This window comes from Arcobacter vandammei (assembly GCF_016106035.1).
Lineage (GTDB): Bacteria > Campylobacterota > Campylobacteria > Campylobacterales > Arcobacteraceae > Aliarcobacter > Aliarcobacter vandammei.
Genome location: NZ_JADKPZ010000011.1, coordinates 75,497 through 92,055 on the forward strand (window position 1 = coordinate 75,497; position 16,559 = coordinate 92,055).

The 16,559-nt window shown below is 27.9% G+C and carries 18 protein-coding genes and 1 riboswitch; of the genes, 6 read left to right on the plus strand and 12 right to left on the minus strand.

Translation table 11 applies throughout. The features are described from left to right. Position 1: 1 nt before the first annotated feature. Genes IQC44_RS07545 through IQC44_RS07565 form a run of 5 tightly spaced genes read right to left on the minus strand, consistent with a single transcriptional unit; the run spans position 2 to position 1,994 of the window. Complete coding sequence (locus tag IQC44_RS07545) at positions 2-376, minus strand: YtxH domain-containing protein (RefSeq protein WP_198305730.1); 375 nt, start codon at positions 374-376, stop codon at positions 2-4. Next, positions 369-725 carry a magnetosome protein MamC family protein gene (locus tag IQC44_RS07550; RefSeq protein WP_198305731.1) on the minus strand — a complete coding sequence of 119 codons (357 nt, stop codon included), beginning with the start codon at positions 723-725 and terminating at the stop codon, positions 369-371. The genes IQC44_RS07545 and IQC44_RS07550 overlap by 8 nt, the downstream gene beginning before the upstream one ends. After that, a complete protein-coding gene (locus IQC44_RS07555; RefSeq protein ID WP_198305732.1) occupies positions 722-1,009 on the minus strand; it encodes a hypothetical protein in 288 nt (95 codons plus the stop codon). Before IQC44_RS07555 ends, IQC44_RS07550 begins: the two co-directional genes overlap by 4 nt. 2 nt (positions 1,010-1,011) lie before the next feature. Further along, positions 1,012-1,680: a ferritin-like domain-containing protein gene (locus IQC44_RS07560; protein WP_198305733.1), complete on the minus strand. Its 669-nt coding sequence runs from the start codon at positions 1,678-1,680 to the stop codon at positions 1,012-1,014. Then, entirely contained in the window at positions 1,680-1,994 is a 315-nt protein-coding gene (locus IQC44_RS07565) for a hypothetical protein (RefSeq protein WP_198305734.1), read from the minus strand. The genes IQC44_RS07560 and IQC44_RS07565 overlap by 1 nt, the downstream gene beginning before the upstream one ends. 427 nt (positions 1,995-2,421) lie before the next feature. On the opposite strand from IQC44_RS07565, the gene IQC44_RS07575 reads away from it, so the two are divergent. The 3 genes from IQC44_RS07575 to IQC44_RS07585 all read left to right on the plus strand — a co-directional run bounded on the left by IQC44_RS07575 (position 2,422) and on the right by IQC44_RS07585 (position 5,320). Further along, positions 2,422-4,398, plus strand: coding sequence for a TonB-dependent receptor domain-containing protein (locus tag IQC44_RS07575; protein WP_257120180.1), 1,977 nt, complete (start codon positions 2,422-2,424; stop codon positions 4,396-4,398). A 250-nt stretch (positions 4,399-4,648) separates the two neighbouring features. After that, positions 4,649-4,948: a type II toxin-antitoxin system HigB family toxin gene (locus tag IQC44_RS07580; protein WP_198305737.1), complete on the plus strand. Its 300-nt coding sequence runs from the start codon at positions 4,649-4,651 to the stop codon at positions 4,946-4,948. Between the two features lie 9 nt (positions 4,949-4,957). Then, complete coding sequence (locus IQC44_RS07585; RefSeq protein WP_198305738.1) at positions 4,958-5,320, plus strand: helix-turn-helix domain-containing protein; 363 nt, start codon at positions 4,958-4,960, stop codon at positions 5,318-5,320. 123 nt (positions 5,321-5,443) lie between these two features. Here IQC44_RS07585 and IQC44_RS07590 read toward each other — a convergent pair whose 3' ends face one another. Both IQC44_RS07590 and IQC44_RS11550 read right to left on the minus strand, forming a co-directional pair. Further along, positions 5,444-6,262 carry an ORF6N domain-containing protein gene (locus IQC44_RS07590; RefSeq protein ID WP_228286289.1) on the minus strand — a complete coding sequence of 273 codons (819 nt, stop codon included), beginning with the start codon at positions 6,260-6,262 and terminating at the stop codon, positions 5,444-5,446. Then, positions 6,219-6,329: an ORF6N domain-containing protein gene (locus IQC44_RS11550; RefSeq protein ID WP_228286290.1), complete on the minus strand. Its 111-nt coding sequence runs from the start codon at positions 6,327-6,329 to the stop codon at positions 6,219-6,221. Before IQC44_RS11550 ends, IQC44_RS07590 begins: the two co-directional genes overlap by 44 nt. A gap of 116 nt (positions 6,330-6,445) precedes the next feature. On the opposite strand from IQC44_RS11550, the gene IQC44_RS07595 reads away from it, so the two are divergent. From IQC44_RS07595 to IQC44_RS07605, 3 genes are all read left to right on the plus strand, one after another. Beyond that, positions 6,446-7,708: a DNA polymerase Y family protein gene (locus IQC44_RS07595; protein ID WP_198305739.1), complete on the plus strand. Its 1,263-nt coding sequence runs from the start codon at positions 6,446-6,448 to the stop codon at positions 7,706-7,708. A 135-nt stretch (positions 7,709-7,843) separates the two neighbouring features. Further along, positions 7,844-9,751, plus strand: a complete 1,908-nt coding sequence (htpG, locus tag IQC44_RS07600) for a molecular chaperone HtpG (protein ID WP_198305740.1) — start codon at positions 7,844-7,846, stop codon at positions 9,749-9,751. Between the two features lie 78 nt (positions 9,752-9,829). Further along, the gene (locus IQC44_RS07605; protein WP_198305741.1) at positions 9,830-10,411 is read left to right on the plus strand and encodes a hypothetical protein; all 582 of its coding nucleotides are present in this window, start codon (positions 9,830-9,832) and stop codon (positions 10,409-10,411) included. 29 nt (positions 10,412-10,440) lie between these two features. Here IQC44_RS07605 and thiC read toward each other — a convergent pair whose 3' ends face one another. From thiC to IQC44_RS07630, 5 genes are all read right to left on the minus strand, one after another. Then, the gene (gene thiC, locus IQC44_RS07610; RefSeq protein ID WP_198305742.1) at positions 10,441-11,811 is read right to left on the minus strand and encodes a phosphomethylpyrimidine synthase ThiC; all 1,371 of its coding nucleotides are present in this window, start codon (positions 11,809-11,811) and stop codon (positions 10,441-10,443) included. Between the two features lie 10 nt (positions 11,812-11,821). Next, positions 11,822-12,370, minus strand: coding sequence for a spermine/spermidine synthase domain-containing protein (locus IQC44_RS07615; protein WP_198305743.1), 549 nt, complete (start codon positions 12,368-12,370; stop codon positions 11,822-11,824). A 128-nt stretch (positions 12,371-12,498) separates the two neighbouring features. Further along, positions 12,499-12,597, minus strand: a riboswitch (TPP riboswitch). Positions 12,598-12,627: 30 nt separating this feature from the next. Then, the gene (locus IQC44_RS07620; RefSeq protein ID WP_198305744.1) at positions 12,628-13,008 is read right to left on the minus strand and encodes a PAS domain-containing protein; all 381 of its coding nucleotides are present in this window, start codon (positions 13,006-13,008) and stop codon (positions 12,628-12,630) included. A 10-nt stretch (positions 13,009-13,018) separates the two neighbouring features. Further along, complete coding sequence (locus tag IQC44_RS07625; protein ID WP_198305745.1) at positions 13,019-14,419, minus strand: methyl-accepting chemotaxis protein; 1,401 nt, start codon at positions 14,417-14,419, stop codon at positions 13,019-13,021. 19 nt (positions 14,420-14,438) lie between these two features. Next, the coding region (locus IQC44_RS07630; RefSeq protein WP_228286291.1) for an EAL domain-containing protein at positions 14,439-16,559 on the minus strand (2,121 nt) is incomplete at its 5' end.

Consider the following 16,559-nt stretch of genomic DNA (forward strand, 5'->3'; position numbering starts at 1 on the left):
TTTAAAACTCTTGCTCTTTTGCTTGTGCTGCTGCTCTTGCATCTTCCATTCTCTCTTTCATCTCTTCAACACCAGCACTTACAAGTGATTTTGCTTTTTCTACTACTTTGAAGATGTTCTCTTGAGCATTTTTATTTGTAAGAAGATATGTTGCAACTGCACCAATTAAAGCACCTTTTATAAAATCTGCATTAAATAAAGTGTTTGTTTGAGTTGCTGTACTATTTTGTGCCAAATTTTGGTTTTGATTTGAAACTACATTTTGGTTGATGTATGGATTTTGATTAAAATTTAATCCACTTTGATTTTGGTTTCTAGTGTTGTTGATATTTGTATCGTATTGGTTCATATTTTGGTTATTTATTTGATTATTCATCTATTTCTCCTATTTCTATGTTTTGATTTGTTAAATATTTTTGCTCTAGCTTCTCTTCTATTAATTCAATTGCATAAATTCCAGCAACACCAATAGAAGCAGCAGTTATTGCTCTTAGATAATTTCCTTCTCCTATATAGTTTGTTGTTGCTATTGCACTTCCTGTTGCTATTGCACCTTGTGAAGCCCTTTTTGTAGTATCCTTTATAGCTTCACAACTTTTTATTTGTCCTGCTTTATATTTTTTGTAGTTTATTGCTCCACTTACAACAGCACTTGCAATTGCTCCACTAATTACATGCCCCAATACATTTCTTGGACTTCCTGTATTTATCTTCAAATCTTTCATTGTGTTACCTCACTGTTTTGCTCTTTTGGTTTTCTAGTATATTTTCTCTTTGTTTTTTGCTCTACTAACTCTTTTTTTGGAGTAGTTTTTTTACTACTTATCTTTTTCTCTACTAGCTCTTTTGTTTGAGATATTTTTTCTTTTGTACTTTTTCCTAGCTCTTCGCTTTTCTCTTTTGCACTATTTAAAAGAGTTTGACCTTTTTCTTTTAGTAAATCTCTATTTTTGTATGCAACAATCGCACCAGCTCCCACGATTAATCCAGCTATAAATGGTAATGCCATTTTCACTCCTTTATTTGTGATTTACTTATTAGCTCATTTAATAAATAAGCCAACACCGCTCCAGTTCCAGCACCACCAATAAATTGCATATTAATATTTGGAAGTAGTTTTGAAATCATTGTTTCATCAATATTTCCACTCATAATATCATTTATCATAGTTTGATACTCTTGCATTTTTGCCATCATATCTTCGCCATTTTGTGGAATATTTCCACTATTGTAGTGATTTATAACACAAGACCTAAAAGCTGGAAGATGATTATTAAATGAAGCTGCTTGAAGTCTATATAAAACATCAATAATATCGCTATCTTGTGCATAGTTTAAAAGATGATTGTACATGGCAATATTTTGAATTTCACTTGCAACTCCTAGTTCACAACACTCAATAACACTATTAGGAATAACAACTCTGTTTTCCCAGTCATTTTGTGGAACTTCTACACCATACTTTTGCATAAGGTTTATAAGTACACTATAATGTACAGCTTCAGCCTCTTTTATATTTGAAAAAGGGTTTATATTTCCAAATTTTTCAATCACTTTTGTATATACTTCATAAGCCTTGAACTCATCATAAACTGCAATTTGTAAAATTTGATCACGAATTGCAATATTTGAAGTTTCATCAATTTTTTTACTATTTAAAATATTGTAATCAACAGCCACTAAATAACCTCCTTTGCTAGATTGTTTATAAGTTCTGTAATTTCAGAAAGATTTTCTTGTTTTATTAAATCTTCCCAAAGTTTTGGTTTAAAAACTTGTGGATTGTATGTAATTGTAACAGAAGCTATTATTTTGTTTATTTTTATATCTAATATACCATCTATCTTTTTTGGTAAATCTTCAATGTCTTTTAGTGTCAAATTTCCTGCATTTTGAGTAATTTTAGGATTTACTCTCACTCTTAATCTTCCAGGGCTATGAGCTATTATAGAAAAATAACTAGCAATCTTTACAATCTCTTCACTTTTTATCAAAATTTCTCTCTTTTTTTATAGAATTTATCAAAAAAAATTGTATTTAAAAAGAGATTAAAGTAATATAAAACCCATAAATAGCAATATTTATTATCATTACATTTTCTAAAATAACATTATAATAATTATTATCAATTTTATTTGATTTTAAGTTTATTTTATTAATATTCCGTTAATTTTTTTCAAATAGTGATAATAATTATTAAATAGTTTCTCCTAAAAAACTATTTAGAAATTTTTTTCGAAATTAAAAATTAACAAAAGGAAGAGAAAATATGAAAATACGACTGGCTATGTCTGTTGCTGCAATTTTAGTTGCGGGGGGGGTACACTTTTAAGTGCTAACGAAACTACAAAACTTGATGATATACAAGTTGTAACAACTGCAGGTGGATATGAACAAAAAATCACAGATGCTCCTGCATCAATCTCTGTTGTTTCACAACAAGACTTACAAAACAAAAAATATGCAAACTTAGCTGAAGCTATTGAAGATGTAGAAGGTGTTGATGTTGATAGAACTAGTGTTGGAAAAACTGGTGGATTAAATATCAGTATTAGAGGTATGGGTTCTGAAAACACTTTGATACTTATAGATGGAAGAAGACAAAACTCTTCTGGAAACAACACTCCAAATGGATTTGGTGAAACTAACAATAATTTCTTACCACCACTTTCTGCAATTGAAAGAATTGAGATTATCAAAGGACCTATGAGTACACTTTATGGTTCTGATGCTATGGGTGGAGTTGTAAATATTATCACTAAAAAAGTTGCAAATGAGTGGACTGGGTCTATTGGAGTTGATAGAACTTTTCAAGAAAATTCACAAATGGGAGATAGTAATACTATAAATACATATCTTAGTGGACCAATAGTAAAGGATTTATTAGGATTAAGTATAAGAGGAAGCCACTATGATAGAGATTCTTCAAGTATAAAATATGATGATGGGGCGGATGTTAGTGCTAGAGGACCTTCTCCTGTTGAGGGAACAAACTGGTCATTAGGTGGAAAACTTACTTTAACTCCAAATGAAAATAATGATATTTATTTAGATGCCTTCACTTCAAAACAAAGTTATAATAATGATAAAGCGCAATTAGGAACTTTAAATACTGCAACAGCTTCTCAAGGATACGATAAAAGGTTGAGATTTGAAAGAGAACAATTTACTTTAGGACATAGTTCAAGATTTAATATTGGTACTTTAGAATCAAGTATTATGAGAACAGAAACTGAAAAAATAGGAAGATTAATTCCTGGAACGATAGGAGTTCCTTATGTTGGTATGCCATCGATTATTGGTGGAAATGAAAGAGAGTTAAAAAATACTGATACAGTTTTAGATTCTAAATTTGTAACAGATTATTTTAATAGAAATATTATCACTATTGGTGGACAATTATGGAAATCTGAGTTTAATGATGGCTTGGTAGAAGATAAATTTAAACAAGATATGTGGGCTTTATTTGCAGAAGATGAAATCTCTATTACAGACTCTTTAGCACTTACTTTAGGTGGAAGATATGACCACCACGATGTTTTTGGTGGAAATTTTAGTCCAAGAGCTTATGCTGTATATACTGCAAATGACAACTGGACTGTAAAAGGTGGGGTATCAAGAGGATTTAAAGCACCAGCAGTTCAAGCACTATACGATGGTATTAATGGTGCAACTGCACAAGGAAGAACATTAACAATAGGAAATCCTGATTTAAAACCTGAAAAATCGACAAACTACGAAACAGGAGTTTACTACAATGCTGAAAATGGTTTTAAAGCGAATGTAACAGTTTTCTATAATGAATATACAGACAAAATTCAAAGTGATGGTACTGTAACTATTTCAGGACATCCTACAATTCCAAATGGAACTTATACAAAAAGTAGTAATATCGGAAAAGCTGAAACAAAAGGTTTAGAATTTGGTACTAACATACCACTATATTTTGATGGTTTAAATCTAAGAGCAAACTATACATTCATGCAAAGTGAACAAAAAAATGGAAATAATAAAGGAGCAGCATTCTCAAATACTCCAAAACACGCTTTAAATGCAACCTTAAACTACCAAGCTACAAAAGATTTGAATCTTTGGTTTAAAGGTGAATACAAAAGTGATAGAAAAAGATTTACACAAAAATATGAAAATCTAAGTGATGACAATAAAAATATATATGACCAGTTAGGAGACTTAAAAGCTTATGAAATATTCCATTTAGGTGGAAGTTATAAATGGAATAAAGATTTAACTCTTAGTGCAACTGTGTATAACTTATTTGATAAAGACTTTTACAAAAGAAGTGAATATACTAATCTAGCTGGAAACAAAGTGTACTCTGCTGATAATGCAAATATAGAAGGTAGAAGACTTTGGTTGGCTATGAATTTAAAATTCTAAAAAACTTTATTTCGGAACAATGGCTTTAGCCATTGCCAATAGCGATTTTATTTTTACTTAGGCAGGGACTAAAAGTCCCTGTTCCAATAAAAACTCTCTGCTAACTGGACTGAAGTCTAGTTTCCATTACAAATTGAAAGATTCTTTATTTTCTTAATTCCCCTTTATTTAATAGTGAACTCTTTAAATTCTTCACTCAGGAAAACTCAAAACTTGACAATTTGTCAATATTTTAGTTAATATTCTACCTATGAGAGTTATTTCCAAAAAAACACTAAAAGATTTTTATGAGCAAAGCATATATCAAGATAGTAAAGAGCCACTTGAGGCTTGGCACAAAGAGATAGTAAAAGCCGATTTTAAAAATCCAAACGATATAAAAGAACTATATAGAAGTGCAAGTATAGTAGTAAACAATAGAGTTGTTTTTAATATCCACGGAAATAAATATAGGCTAGTTGTAAAGATAAACTACTTTGCACAAGTTGTATATATACGATTTATTGGTACTCATAAAGAGTATGACAAGATAGATGTAACTCAAATTTAGGAGTAAAATATGATAAAACCTATAAGAAATGAAGCTGATTATGAAGCTACTTTAAAAAGAGTTGATGAGCTAATGGAAGCTGTTCCAAATACACAAGAGTTTGATGAACTTGAAGTTTTGGTTACTTTAGTTGAAAGCTATGAAGAAAAACACTACTTTATAGAAGCACCAGATCCAATAGCTGCTATAAAGTTTAGAATGGAGCAAGAAAATTTAAAACAAAAAGATTTAGTACCAATCTTTGGAGATAGTGCGATAGTATCAAAAGTTTTAAAAGGGCAAAGAAAACTTACAGTTGAGATGATACAAAACCTACACGATAAGCTAAAAATACCTTTTGAAAGCCTATTTCCTAAAATACTTATTACTTAGTCTATAAAAAATAAATACCTTGTTCAATAAAAACTTTTGTTTCCACTCCATATAAATAAGATAAAAAATTATATCAAAAAAGAGAAATGAAACAAAAGAATATTACGATTTTTAATATTATGTTTACAATTTATTTAAAACATCTTCCAAATTTAAAGAGTCCAAACTCATCTTTGAAAATGCAAACCATTTTTTACCCAAATCTTTAAGACTTGCTCCTATATGATAAATCTCTTTTTTATCTATTATCAAAAATCTATCGTGGCTAGATTTAAAAGTTTTTAGAGTTATATTTGAATATTGATTTTGATATTTCTCAAAATCAAGATTTAACTGTTTTGAAATATTTGAAGTATAAATTATAAAATTTATATTTGGAAACTTAGAAAACAAAGTAAAAACTGTATCATCTATATAGTTATCAATTAAAATTATTTCACTCTTTGCTGTTTTTAGTAAATCGTTTATAAAGTTATAAGCATCGAAAACTTGTCCATCAAAAAATATATGTTGGTGTGGAATAGTTTTTTTATCTTCTAAAGCTTTAAATACTTTTTCAAAATTATCATCATGACTTAATATTTTTTTCTCAATTTGTGTAAATCTTTGAAAAATCGAAGCATTATCAAACAAAAATTTTCTCATATTTACAAAACTATTGATTATTTTTATACTTATTTGTATTGCTGTATCGCTTCTTAAAATAGCACTTAGCATTGAAACTCCTTGCTCTGTAAAAGCATAGGGTAAAGTTCTTCTACCACCATGTTCTAAACTTATAATATCTTGATTTTCTCTTGAGGTCACAAATTGTGACCTCAAGTTTTCATACTCATCTTTAGTCAATTGAAAACGAAAATTTTCAGGAAATCTCTCAATATTTCTTTTTACTGCTTGATTAAAAACTTTTGTTTCTACTCCATATAACTTTGCTATCTTCATCTAGCATTACTTGAAAACCTCGAATAGTATAAATTTTGCTATTTATATTTTCTAAAGATAAGTTCATATTTGCTCCATATAAATAAGATAAAAAATTATACCAAAAAAGAGAAATGAAACAAAGGAATATTACAATTTGAAAGATTTTCATAATATTTTATCTTTTTACAATATACTTACAAAATGTTTATTCATATAGATTTAGATTGCTACTTTGTATCAGCACATAGAACCATAGATAAAAGTTTATTAAATATTCCAGTTGCCGTTGGAGGTAGAAACAATGCTGATATTTTTTCCAAAGAGAAATTAAATAGAAAAGTTTCTGTAAATCGTGCTAGTTTTTCAAGTAAAATAATTAGCTCAAATAGTAAAGATAATAAAGAGTATTTTATAGATGAAAATGGAAGAATAAGAGGAATAGTAACAACAGCTTCATATGAAGCAAGAGCTTTTGGAATAAAAACTGCAATGAGTGTAAATGAAGCCTTAAGACTTTGTCCAAATTTAACTATGATAGCCCCAAATTATGAGCTTTATGATGATTTATCAAATAAATTAAAAGCTTTGTTGGAGCTTGAAATTCCTTTGATTGAACAGTTTTCAATAGATGAATTTTTTGGTGATTTAAGTGGCTATATAGCTGAAGAAGAAGCCTATGATTTTGCCTTAAATTTAAAAACAAAGATTTATGAAACTTTGGGTTTACCAGCTTCCATTGGAGTTGCTCCAACAAAATATTTATCAAAATTAATGACAAATTTTGCAAAACCAAATGGTGTAAAACAGCTTAAAGCAGAAAATATTGAAGAGTTTACAAAAGATGTTTTAGTTGAAAATTTTACAGGAATAGGCAAATCTTTGTGTGAAAAATTAAGAGGTTACAATATTAAAACTTTAGGAGATATAAGAAAAAATCAAAAATTACTTTACTCATGGGGAAAGGTTGGAGTGGATACCTATAACCGAGTTTGTGGAATAAGAGATAATAAACTAAGTATAAACAAAGAGAGAAAATCTTTGGGAATAGGGCGAAGTTTTGATCCCATTTTTGATAGAAATGAGCTTAAAAGAAGAGTGATGATTTTGAGCAGATATTTAAGTTTTATTGTAAAAAAAGAAGAACACAATCCACTTTCATATCAAATTCAAATACGGTATGAGTATAATATTATAAAAAAAGCACAAGAAAATACAAATAAATTATTTAATGAATTTGACTTTAAAAACTCAATGGTTCAGCTTTTTCAAACTGCAGATAAACATAAAAATCATTCAATTATTCAACTTTATATAACAGTTTTTAATTTCGCAAAGAAAAATGAACATACCTTTAATCTTTTTGAGTATGAAAGCGATTTAAAAAAAGAGAATTTAAACCAAAATATACAAGATTTAAGAGAAAAATTTGGTATTGATATTATAAAAACAGCTTTTGAAATATAAAAAACAGAAATATTTTAGCACTCAATATATAAAAGTGCTAATTTTTTTACAAACTTTAGCCAAGTTTAATAAAGTTATTACTAAAATTCACTTTTGAAAAATTAAAAATTTATAATAAATAATAGGAGTATGACAATGGCAAAACATCAATTTCAAACAGAAGTAGGGCAATTATTACATTTAATGACACACTCTTTATACTCAAATAAAGAGATTTTTATAAGAGAACTTGTATCAAATGCAAGTGATGCAATAGATAAATTAAACTATTTAAGACTTACAGATGAGAGCTTAAAAGAGGAGTTTGCATCTTGGAGTGGAGAGATAAATATCTCTTTTGATGAGAAAGATAAATCACTTACTATTATGGATAATGGTATAGGAATGAATGATGAAGATATGATAAATTCTATCGGAACTATTGCAAAATCTGGTACAAAATCATTTGTTGAAGCATTAACAGGTGATGCAAAAAAAGATTCAAATCTAATTGGACAATTTGGAGTAGGGTTTTATTCAGTATTTATGGTAGCAAGTAGAGTTGATGTAATTTCAAAAAAAGCTGGAGAAGAGATAGCTTATAAATGGTCTTCAACTGGAACTGGAGAGTTTGATTTAGCTCCTTGTACAAAAGAGACAAATGGAACGGTGATTTATATTAAGCTAAAAGATGAAGAAGTAGCAGAGTTTGCAAGTAAATATAGAATAAAAAATATAGTTGAAAAATACTCAAATCATATTGCATACCCAATTTTTCTAAATTATGATGAAGAAGTTACAGAAAAACTAAGTGAAGAAGACGAAAAAACTGGAAAAAAAGCAGAGAAAAAAGTTGAAAGAAAACACGAGCAAATAAATGAAGCAACAGCACTTTGGATTCAGCCAAAAGCAAAACTAAAAGAGGAAGATTATAACAACTTCTATAAATCAATATCTCAAGATAGCAATGATCCACTTCTTACAATTCATACAAAAACAGAAGGGGTAAATGAGTACACAACACTATTTTATATCCCACAAAATGCCCCTATTGATATGTATAGAGCAGATTATCAAAGTGGAATTAAACTATATGTAAAAAGAGTATTTATTACTGATGATGATAAAGAACTTTTACCTACATATTTAAGATTTGTAAGAGGAATTATTGATAGTGAAGATTTACCACTAAATGTAAGCAGAGAAATACTTCAAGAAAATAGAATTTTAGCAAATATTAAACAATCATCTGTGAAAAAAATTCTAAGTGAAATCAAAAAATTATCTAAAGATGAAGAGAAATATGAGAAATTTATAACTCAATATATTAGAGCTTTAAAAGAGGGAGTTTATCAAGACTACACAAACAAAGAGGCTATTTTAGAGCTTTTAAGATATAAATCAACAGCTGATGAGAAAAAATTAACTTCTCTTGAAGATTATAAACAAAGAGCTTCAAGTGAGCAAAAAGCTATTTATTATATTGTTGGAGAAAATGAAAAAGTGCTTAGAAACTCTCCACTTCTTGAAAGCTACAAGAAAAACAATATTGAAGTTTTAATTTTAGATGATAAAGAGATAGATGAGATTATAACTCCTACAATTGGAGCATTTAAAGAGTGGATTTTTACAGATATTACAACAGCTGAAGCTCCAAAAGTTGAAGTAAATGAAGAAGAGAAACAAAAAATAGAAGAAGAGTTTAAAGATATAGTTTCAAAAATTAAAGATAAATTAGGAAGTGAAGTAAAAGATGTAAAAATCACAAATAGACTTTCTGAATCTGCTTCTTGTATTACAAAAGATGCTGGAGATGCACAAATGGCTGCAATGGCTCATATGTTTAGACAGATGGGGCAAGAAGTTCCAGAAATTAAACCAATTTTAGAGATAAATCCAAATCACGAAATAGTGCAAAAATTAAATCTTACAAAAGATGAAGATTTAGTAGAAGATATTTCTTGGATTTTACTAGATTTGGCAAAAATAAGTGATGGTGATGAGGTAAGCGATAGAGTTGCATTTACAAAAAGACTTACAAAAATAACTTCAAAAGCTTTATAAATAATAGAAGAGGATTAGAAAATTTAGTTTCAAAAATTTAATTATTATGCTAAAGTTATAAAAATATTAAGGAATTGTATGTTTGGTGCTTTGTTTGAAGGTTTGAAATTTATATTTAAAAGAGTTACTAAACTTTCAATTCCTTATTTTAGTCTTGAAGAAAATGATTTGAGCTTCAAAATATCAAGTGATTATAGTTTTAAATATCCTATTTCGAATATTGAAACAAAAACTAGACACGATGCTTATGTTGTAGAAGCTTACACTCTTAAAACAAATGAACTTTATATAGAGTATATTAATACTTATTATGATACTTCTTGGAATGGTCAGGCTTTAGGTTATTTTTTATCTTTATTAAAAGATGATATAGGTGCAAAAAAAATTGATTTAGTTGATAGCTACGAGTTTAGCCACTATGAATTTAGAACTTATTTTGTAGATAATTCTTATTATTTAAATATTATTTATTTATATGAAAATAGTAAAGAGATATTCATAATAGATAAAAAATATTCACTATTTCAAAGTTTATTGAGAAATTTTAAAAAAGATTATAGTTTTAATTTTGATGAAAAATTTAATTTAGATTTGAATTTTACCTTTAGTTTAGTAAAGAAAAATGCAATAAATAACTATTTTAGAGTAACTTCAAGCTAAAGCAGAAGCTTTAGCTTAAATTTATAATTTTATCCAGCCATATTGTCTATAGCAACTCCATGAGTTTGTACGATTTTTTGAGTAATTTTATATGAACAAAATTTTGGTCCACACATAGAGCAAAACTCTGCTTCTTTAAATACATCTTGTGGCAAAGTTTCATCGTGAAACTCTCTTGCTCTATCGCTATCAAGTGCTAGTTCAAACTGTCTATTCCAATCAAAAGCATATCTTGCATCACTCATCTCATCATCAATATCTCTTGCACCCTTTCTATTTCTTGCAATATCAGCACTATGTGCAGCTATCTTATATGCAATTATTCCATTTCTTACATCTTCAGCATTTGGCAAACCTAAATGCTCTTTTGGTGTAACATAGCAAAGCATAGAAGCTCCATGCCAACCACCAACAGCAGCACCAATAGCACTACTTATATGGTCATATCCAGCACCAATATCAGTTGTTAAAGGTCCTAAAATATAAAAAGGTGCTTCGTGACAATATTCTCTTTCTATTTTCATATTTCTTTCAATTTGATTTAAAGGCACATGTCCAGGACCTTCAATCATAACTTGAACATCTTTTTCCCAAGCTCTAAGAGTCAAATCTCCTAAAACTTTAAGTTCTCTTAGTTGTGCTTCATCAGAGGCATCTGCTAAACATCCAGGTCTTAAACTATCTCCAAGAGATAGTGAAACATCATATTTTCTACAAATATCTAAGATTTTGTCAAAAGCTGTATTAAATGGATTTTCTTTGTGGTAGTGCATCATCCAAGCTGCCATTAAACTTCCACCACGACTTACAATTCCCATTTTTCTTTTTGCAATATGAGGCATAAACTCTAGTAAAAATCCTGCATGAATTGTAAAATAACTCACTCCTTGCTCTGCTTGTCTTTCAATCACTTCAAGCATTTTTTCAATACTTAAATCCTCTATTTTATCTTTTACATCGTGTAAAATTTGATAAATTGGAACTGTTCCAATTGGAACTGTTGAGTGATTTATAACAGCTTTTCGTATTTTGTCTAAATCACCACCAGTACTTAAATCCATAATAGTATCAGCTCCATATTTAAGGCAAACATCAACTTTTTCAAGCTCTCCATTTACATCGCTAACTATTGCAGAACTTCCAATATTTGCATTTATTTTACATTTTGAAGCAATTCCAATAGCCATAGGAATTTGATTTGTATGATTTACATTTGCAGGAATTATAAGTCTACCCCTTGCTATTTCACTTCTTATAAATTCAGGTTCTAGCTTTTCAACTTTTGCTACATATTCCATATGAGGAGTAATTATTCCTTGTTTAGCATAGTACATTTGAGTTCTTACACTATCGTTTTTATGCTCTTCTAACCAATTTTGTATTTTTTCTAAATCTTTCATATCTCTCTCCTTATCTTTTTGCTATACCAGTTAATTCTTTATGTATATGTGCAGGAAATACAAAAGAAGCATTGTGAATATCAGCACTGTAATACTCTAAATTATCAAGAAAATCAGCTCTTTGAAGATTTAAATCAGCTGTTGGATGATATTTTCTTGAAGCTAAAATACAAGTTGTATGCCCAAAACTAAAAGGCATAACTATCCAAAATTTATCACCAAAAAGTTTTAAATCTTTTTTTAGTTCTTCGCTATCTTGTGAAAATGATGTTGTAGTAAAACAAACAATAGCATCATCTTTTAAAACTCTGTAAATATTTGCTAAACCTTTTAAATCAGCTTTTATATCTGTTAAAATTACAACATCAATCTCTTTATCTTTTTTTGTTTCAATCAAAGATAAATCTCCAAATTCAAAATTTGACTCTTTTTTGTGTCTTAAAGTCTCATTTTTTATACTCTCACAAACTGTTCCAAGTATTAAAACTTTTTTTGCTTCAATATGAGTACAAAGTGGAATATGCACTATCATCTCTGCAAATGCCTTGCTACTTTTCATCTAAAATCCTTTAAATTGATATGTTTTTTTATTGTCAGCTAGATTTTTGAGTAAAAAAAAAGGTACTTTCAATAAAGAAAGCACCTTTTTATTAAATTTATCACTATTTTGTAAGTCTATTAAATTTAAATTTTTAAAAATTCGCTTCCTACTCTGGTATTAACCAACAGGTTCAAAGGGTCAGGTTTTACCTTCTCAACGCTTCGAGCGTCCCCCCGCAATAAAAAAAGTATTCTAGCTATAAAGAGCTAAAAACATTATAAAGTTTTATATAAAGCTTCAGCTTTGGCAATCTCCTCTTGTGAAGCTTTTCTTCTACAAGATAAATAACCTTTTTCACCTTCGCTTGTAATTGTTGGATAAACTGTTGCAAAAACCCAATAGTAATCTCCATTTTTTGTTGCATTTTTTACATAACCAGTCCAAATATTATTGCTTTTTACTGTTTCCCATAGGTTTTTAAAAGCAGCTTTTGGCATATCAGTGTGTCTTACAACATTATGTGGTTTTCCAATTAACTCTTCAACATTATATCCAGCAATATCACAAAAATCATCACTTGCAAATGTAATAATACCTTTTTCATTTGTTTCACTTACCAAAAAGGCATAATCATCTAAAACTATCTCTTTTGCCATATTAAGTTCCTTAGTTTACTTTTTTTGTTTTGGCATCTTCAACCAAAAGGTTTGCCATACTTAAAGTTTGTTGTGAAATTTGAGATACATTATTTGCTTCACTTGCATTTTCTTGAGTTGCTTTATCAAGTAAATTAATAGCACTATTTATCTGCTCAATTCCTCTTAATTGCTCATTTGATGCTGTACTTACATCTTGAATAATATTTATTGTTTCAGAAATTAAACTATTTAAATTGTGGTATCCCTCAATCATCTCATCTGAAATTGTTTTTCCTTCAAAAGTTTTATGTGTAGCATTTTCAACTAAATTTTTTATCTCTTTTGCAGCTTCAGCACTTCTATTTGCAAGGTTTCTTACTTCACCAGCAACAACTGCAAATCCTTTTCCAGCTTCACCAGCAGTTGCAGCTTCAACAGCAGCATTTAGACTTAGAATATTTGTTTGGAAAGCGATATTGTCTATAACAGATATAGCCTCATTTATTGCAGTTACTTTTAAGTTTATTTCATCCATTGAAGCAGCTGTTTTATTTGCTAACTCTTCTCCAGAAAGTACAGAATTTTTTACATCTTGGCTTAACCTTGCCATTTTAGTAGCATTTTGAGTATTGTTTTTTGTAATTCCTGTAATCTCTTCAAGAGCAGCAGCAGTTTGCTCCAAAGAAGCAGCTTGTTCATTTGCTTTTGTTGCTAGATTATTTACACTTCTTGTCATTTGAATTGAAGAACTCTCTAAAAGGTTTCCATTTTTCAAATTTTGTTTTGCATTATTATTTAATTCAGAACCTAATTTATTTATTCTTTGCATAGTAAGAAGCATTTTTCCTTTTAATTTAGGATTAATCACTACTTGTTCTGTATAATCTTGTTCTGCATAAAGACCAACTATTTTTACCAAATCTTCCATATTTTTATTTGCTTTTTCTAGCATATTATTTACAATATTTTTTAGTGTAAATATCATTGGGTTTGAAGTTGTAGAGTTTATTTTTGAAGTATAAATACCTTGACTCACCTTATCCAAAGCAATAACAATCTCTCCTAAAATATGCATATCATCATTTCTCATCTTGCCAATAACAGCTACATTAGAATTTAAACTATTTAAAATTTGACCAATATCATCATTTTTTGAATATTCAATAGTTTTAATATTATTTGTTTTATAAAATACAAATTCCATTATATCTTCCAAATAATCTTTTATGCTATTTATTCCACCTACTATTCTTCTCATAGAAATATATGAAATCAATGCTATTAAAATAGCAAAAACAATATTTAATATAACTATTGCCCAAACTGTATGATCACTCATAATGGCAACTGAACTAATAAGTAAAAAACCTAATTGGCTTAATAACATAATAATAAATAGCCTACTTTTTGTTGGTGTGTGTAAAAACACTTTTTTCTCCTTTTTTAAATTAAATTAAAAATTCTGGTTCATGTAGATAAAAACCCTGTGAATAATCAATTCCCAAGCTAGTAACCTTATCTAAAACCTCTTTATTGTGTACAAATTCAGCAACTGTTTTTATATTTAAAACTTTTGCAAAATTGTTTATTGTTTTTGCGACTAACTCTATATTTTTGTCTTCATTTATTGTTTTTATTAAAGAACCATCTATTTTTAAGAAATCTACATTTAAATTAATAATATATTCAAAGTTCGAATAACCTGTTCCAAAATCATCTATTGCAATCTTACAATCTACACTTTTTGCTTTTTTTATAAAATCTGCAATCAGATTAAAATCATCAATTGCTTCACTCTCAACAATCTCAAAAGTTATTTTTGAAGCAGTATTTGTCTCTTTTATTGTTTTGAAAATAAAATCTATTGTATTTGTATCTTTTATATCTTCAATTGTAAGATTTATACTAAACTCTATATTTTTGTTTTGGAAAAATTTACAGGCTTTTTTTACTAATATTTTTGTTAAATCAAGATATAAATTTGCCTTTTTTGAGGCTTCAAGAAAGAAGTAAGGAGATAAAATTTCACCTTCACTTGTTTTTAGTCTCATTAATAGCTCATATTTTTCAGCTTTTGATTTATTATCTATAATTTTTTGACCATATACTAAAATATTATCTTTTGAAATTGCATCTTTTATTTTTGAAACAAGCTCTTTATTTTTTTGGATTTGTTTATATTCATCTAAATGTTCTTTCAAAAATAGAACTTTCTTCTTTTTACTTTTTGCTAAACTAAGAGCAAATTCAGCAGATTGTATAGGGTTTTTTAAATCTTTACTATTTACAACAGCTATATGAAATGATAGGTTAAAGGTGTTGTTTTCTACTATAATCTCTTTTTGTTCAAGCTCTTTTACTATATATTTTAAAATATTAGATGTTGAATCAATAGTATTTTTTAAAATTAAAATGGCAAAAATATCATTTGCCAACTTGTAATAATTTAAGCCATAAATATCAAAGCTTTGTAAAACTTTAGCAAATTTTTTTAGAACTAAATCTCCAGTTTCATAACCATAAAAATCATTTATATCTTTAAATTTTGATATATCTACTAAAACAAGCTCTACATCATTTGAATCTTTTAAATCACTTATTAATTTTTGTCTATTTGGAAGCTTTGTTAAATTATCCATATATTGTTTTTGAATGATTTTCTCTTTTTCATAAATTTCAGAAATATCGTGTCTTACAGCTATAAATTCTACTATTTCCCCTGATTTATCTGTAATAGGAACTATTGTAGTATCAACATAATATGGGCTTCCATCTTTTTTTCTATTTACAATTACTCCTCTAAAAACCTCTTTGTTTAAGATAGTTTCCCAAAGGTTTTTGAAAAAATCTTTACTCATACTAGAATGTCTTACAATATTGTGATTTTTTCCTATAAGTTCCTCTTTTGTATATCCTGAAATTTCACAAAATTTATCATTTACAAAAGTTATTTTTCCATTTTTGCTAGATTTTGAGATAATAGAACTCTCATCAATTGCATTTTTATACTCATTTAATAAGAATAAAGTATCTTCTAGTTCATCTTTATTTATATTTTGCTCTTTAAATACACTATCAATTTTTTCTAAGTAAGCTCTTTTTTTATCTAATTGTAAATTTTTATTTTCAAGCTCTTTTTCTAACTCTCTTAATTTATTTTTATTTAGCCATTTTGCTAGAAAAAACTCTTCGTTTTTAAATTGATATTTTGTTAATACAACCTCTACAAATAAATCTTTATCATTTACTGTTTTATATAACCAATCAAATTTTACTTCACCATTTTTTTTACAAATATCTAAATATTTATGAAATTTTATATGAGATAGAGTTCCGTCTGGTTGATATACTGGAATTATTTCAAATGGATTTAAAGTTTTAAAATCATCTATGGAGTTTAATTCCAAGTAGTTTGCTAGTTCTTTATTACAAGCTATAAATTTTTCGTCAGTAAAAATTACCATAGCATCATTTGAATGTAGAAAGCTATAATAAAATAGTTCAAAGTTATTTAAATCAAAATCATCATTCAAAGTAGAACCTTTATTTATAAAAATAAAATAATATTG

Bases quoted from the DNA above. Each gene is read 5' to 3' on its own strand.
- IQC44_RS07585 (WP_198305738.1), top strand. From the start codon at position 4,958: ATGATAAAACCTATAAGAAATGAAGCTGATTATGAAGCTACTTTAAAA.
- IQC44_RS07605 (WP_198305741.1), top strand. From the start codon at position 9,830: ATGTTTGGTGCTTTGTTTGAAGGTTTGAAATTTATATTTAAAAGAGTT.
- IQC44_RS07595 (WP_198305739.1), top strand. From the start codon at position 6,446: ATGTTTATTCATATAGATTTAGATTGCTACTTTGTATCAGCACATAGA.
- IQC44_RS07550 (WP_198305731.1), bottom strand. From the start codon at position 725: ATGAAAGATTTGAAGATAAATACAGGAAGTCCAAGAAATGTATTGGGG.
- IQC44_RS07545 (WP_198305730.1), bottom strand. From the start codon at position 376: ATGAATAATCAAATAAATAACCAAAATATGAACCAATACGATACAAAT.
- IQC44_RS07580 (WP_198305737.1), top strand. From the start codon at position 4,649: ATGAGAGTTATTTCCAAAAAAACACTAAAAGATTTTTATGAGCAAAGC.
- htpG (WP_198305740.1), top strand. From the start codon at position 7,844: ATGGCAAAACATCAATTTCAAACAGAAGTAGGGCAATTATTACATTTA.
- IQC44_RS07555 (WP_198305732.1), bottom strand. From the start codon at position 1,009: ATGGCATTACCATTTATAGCTGGATTAATCGTGGGAGCTGGTGCGATT.
- IQC44_RS07620 (WP_198305744.1), bottom strand. From the start codon at position 13,008: ATGGCAAAAGAGATAGTTTTAGATGATTATGCCTTTTTGGTAAGTGAA.
- IQC44_RS11550 (WP_228286290.1), bottom strand. From the start codon at position 6,329: ATGAACTTATCTTTAGAAAATATAAATAGCAAAATTTATACTATTCGA.
- IQC44_RS07615 (WP_198305743.1), bottom strand. From the start codon at position 12,370: ATGAAAAGTAGCAAGGCATTTGCAGAGATGATAGTGCATATTCCACTT.
- IQC44_RS07590 (WP_228286289.1), bottom strand. From the start codon at position 6,262: ATGAAGATAGCAAAGTTATATGGAGTAGAAACAAAAGTTTTTAATCAA.
- thiC (WP_198305742.1), bottom strand. From the start codon at position 11,811: ATGAAAGATTTAGAAAAAATACAAAATTGGTTAGAAGAGCATAAAAAC.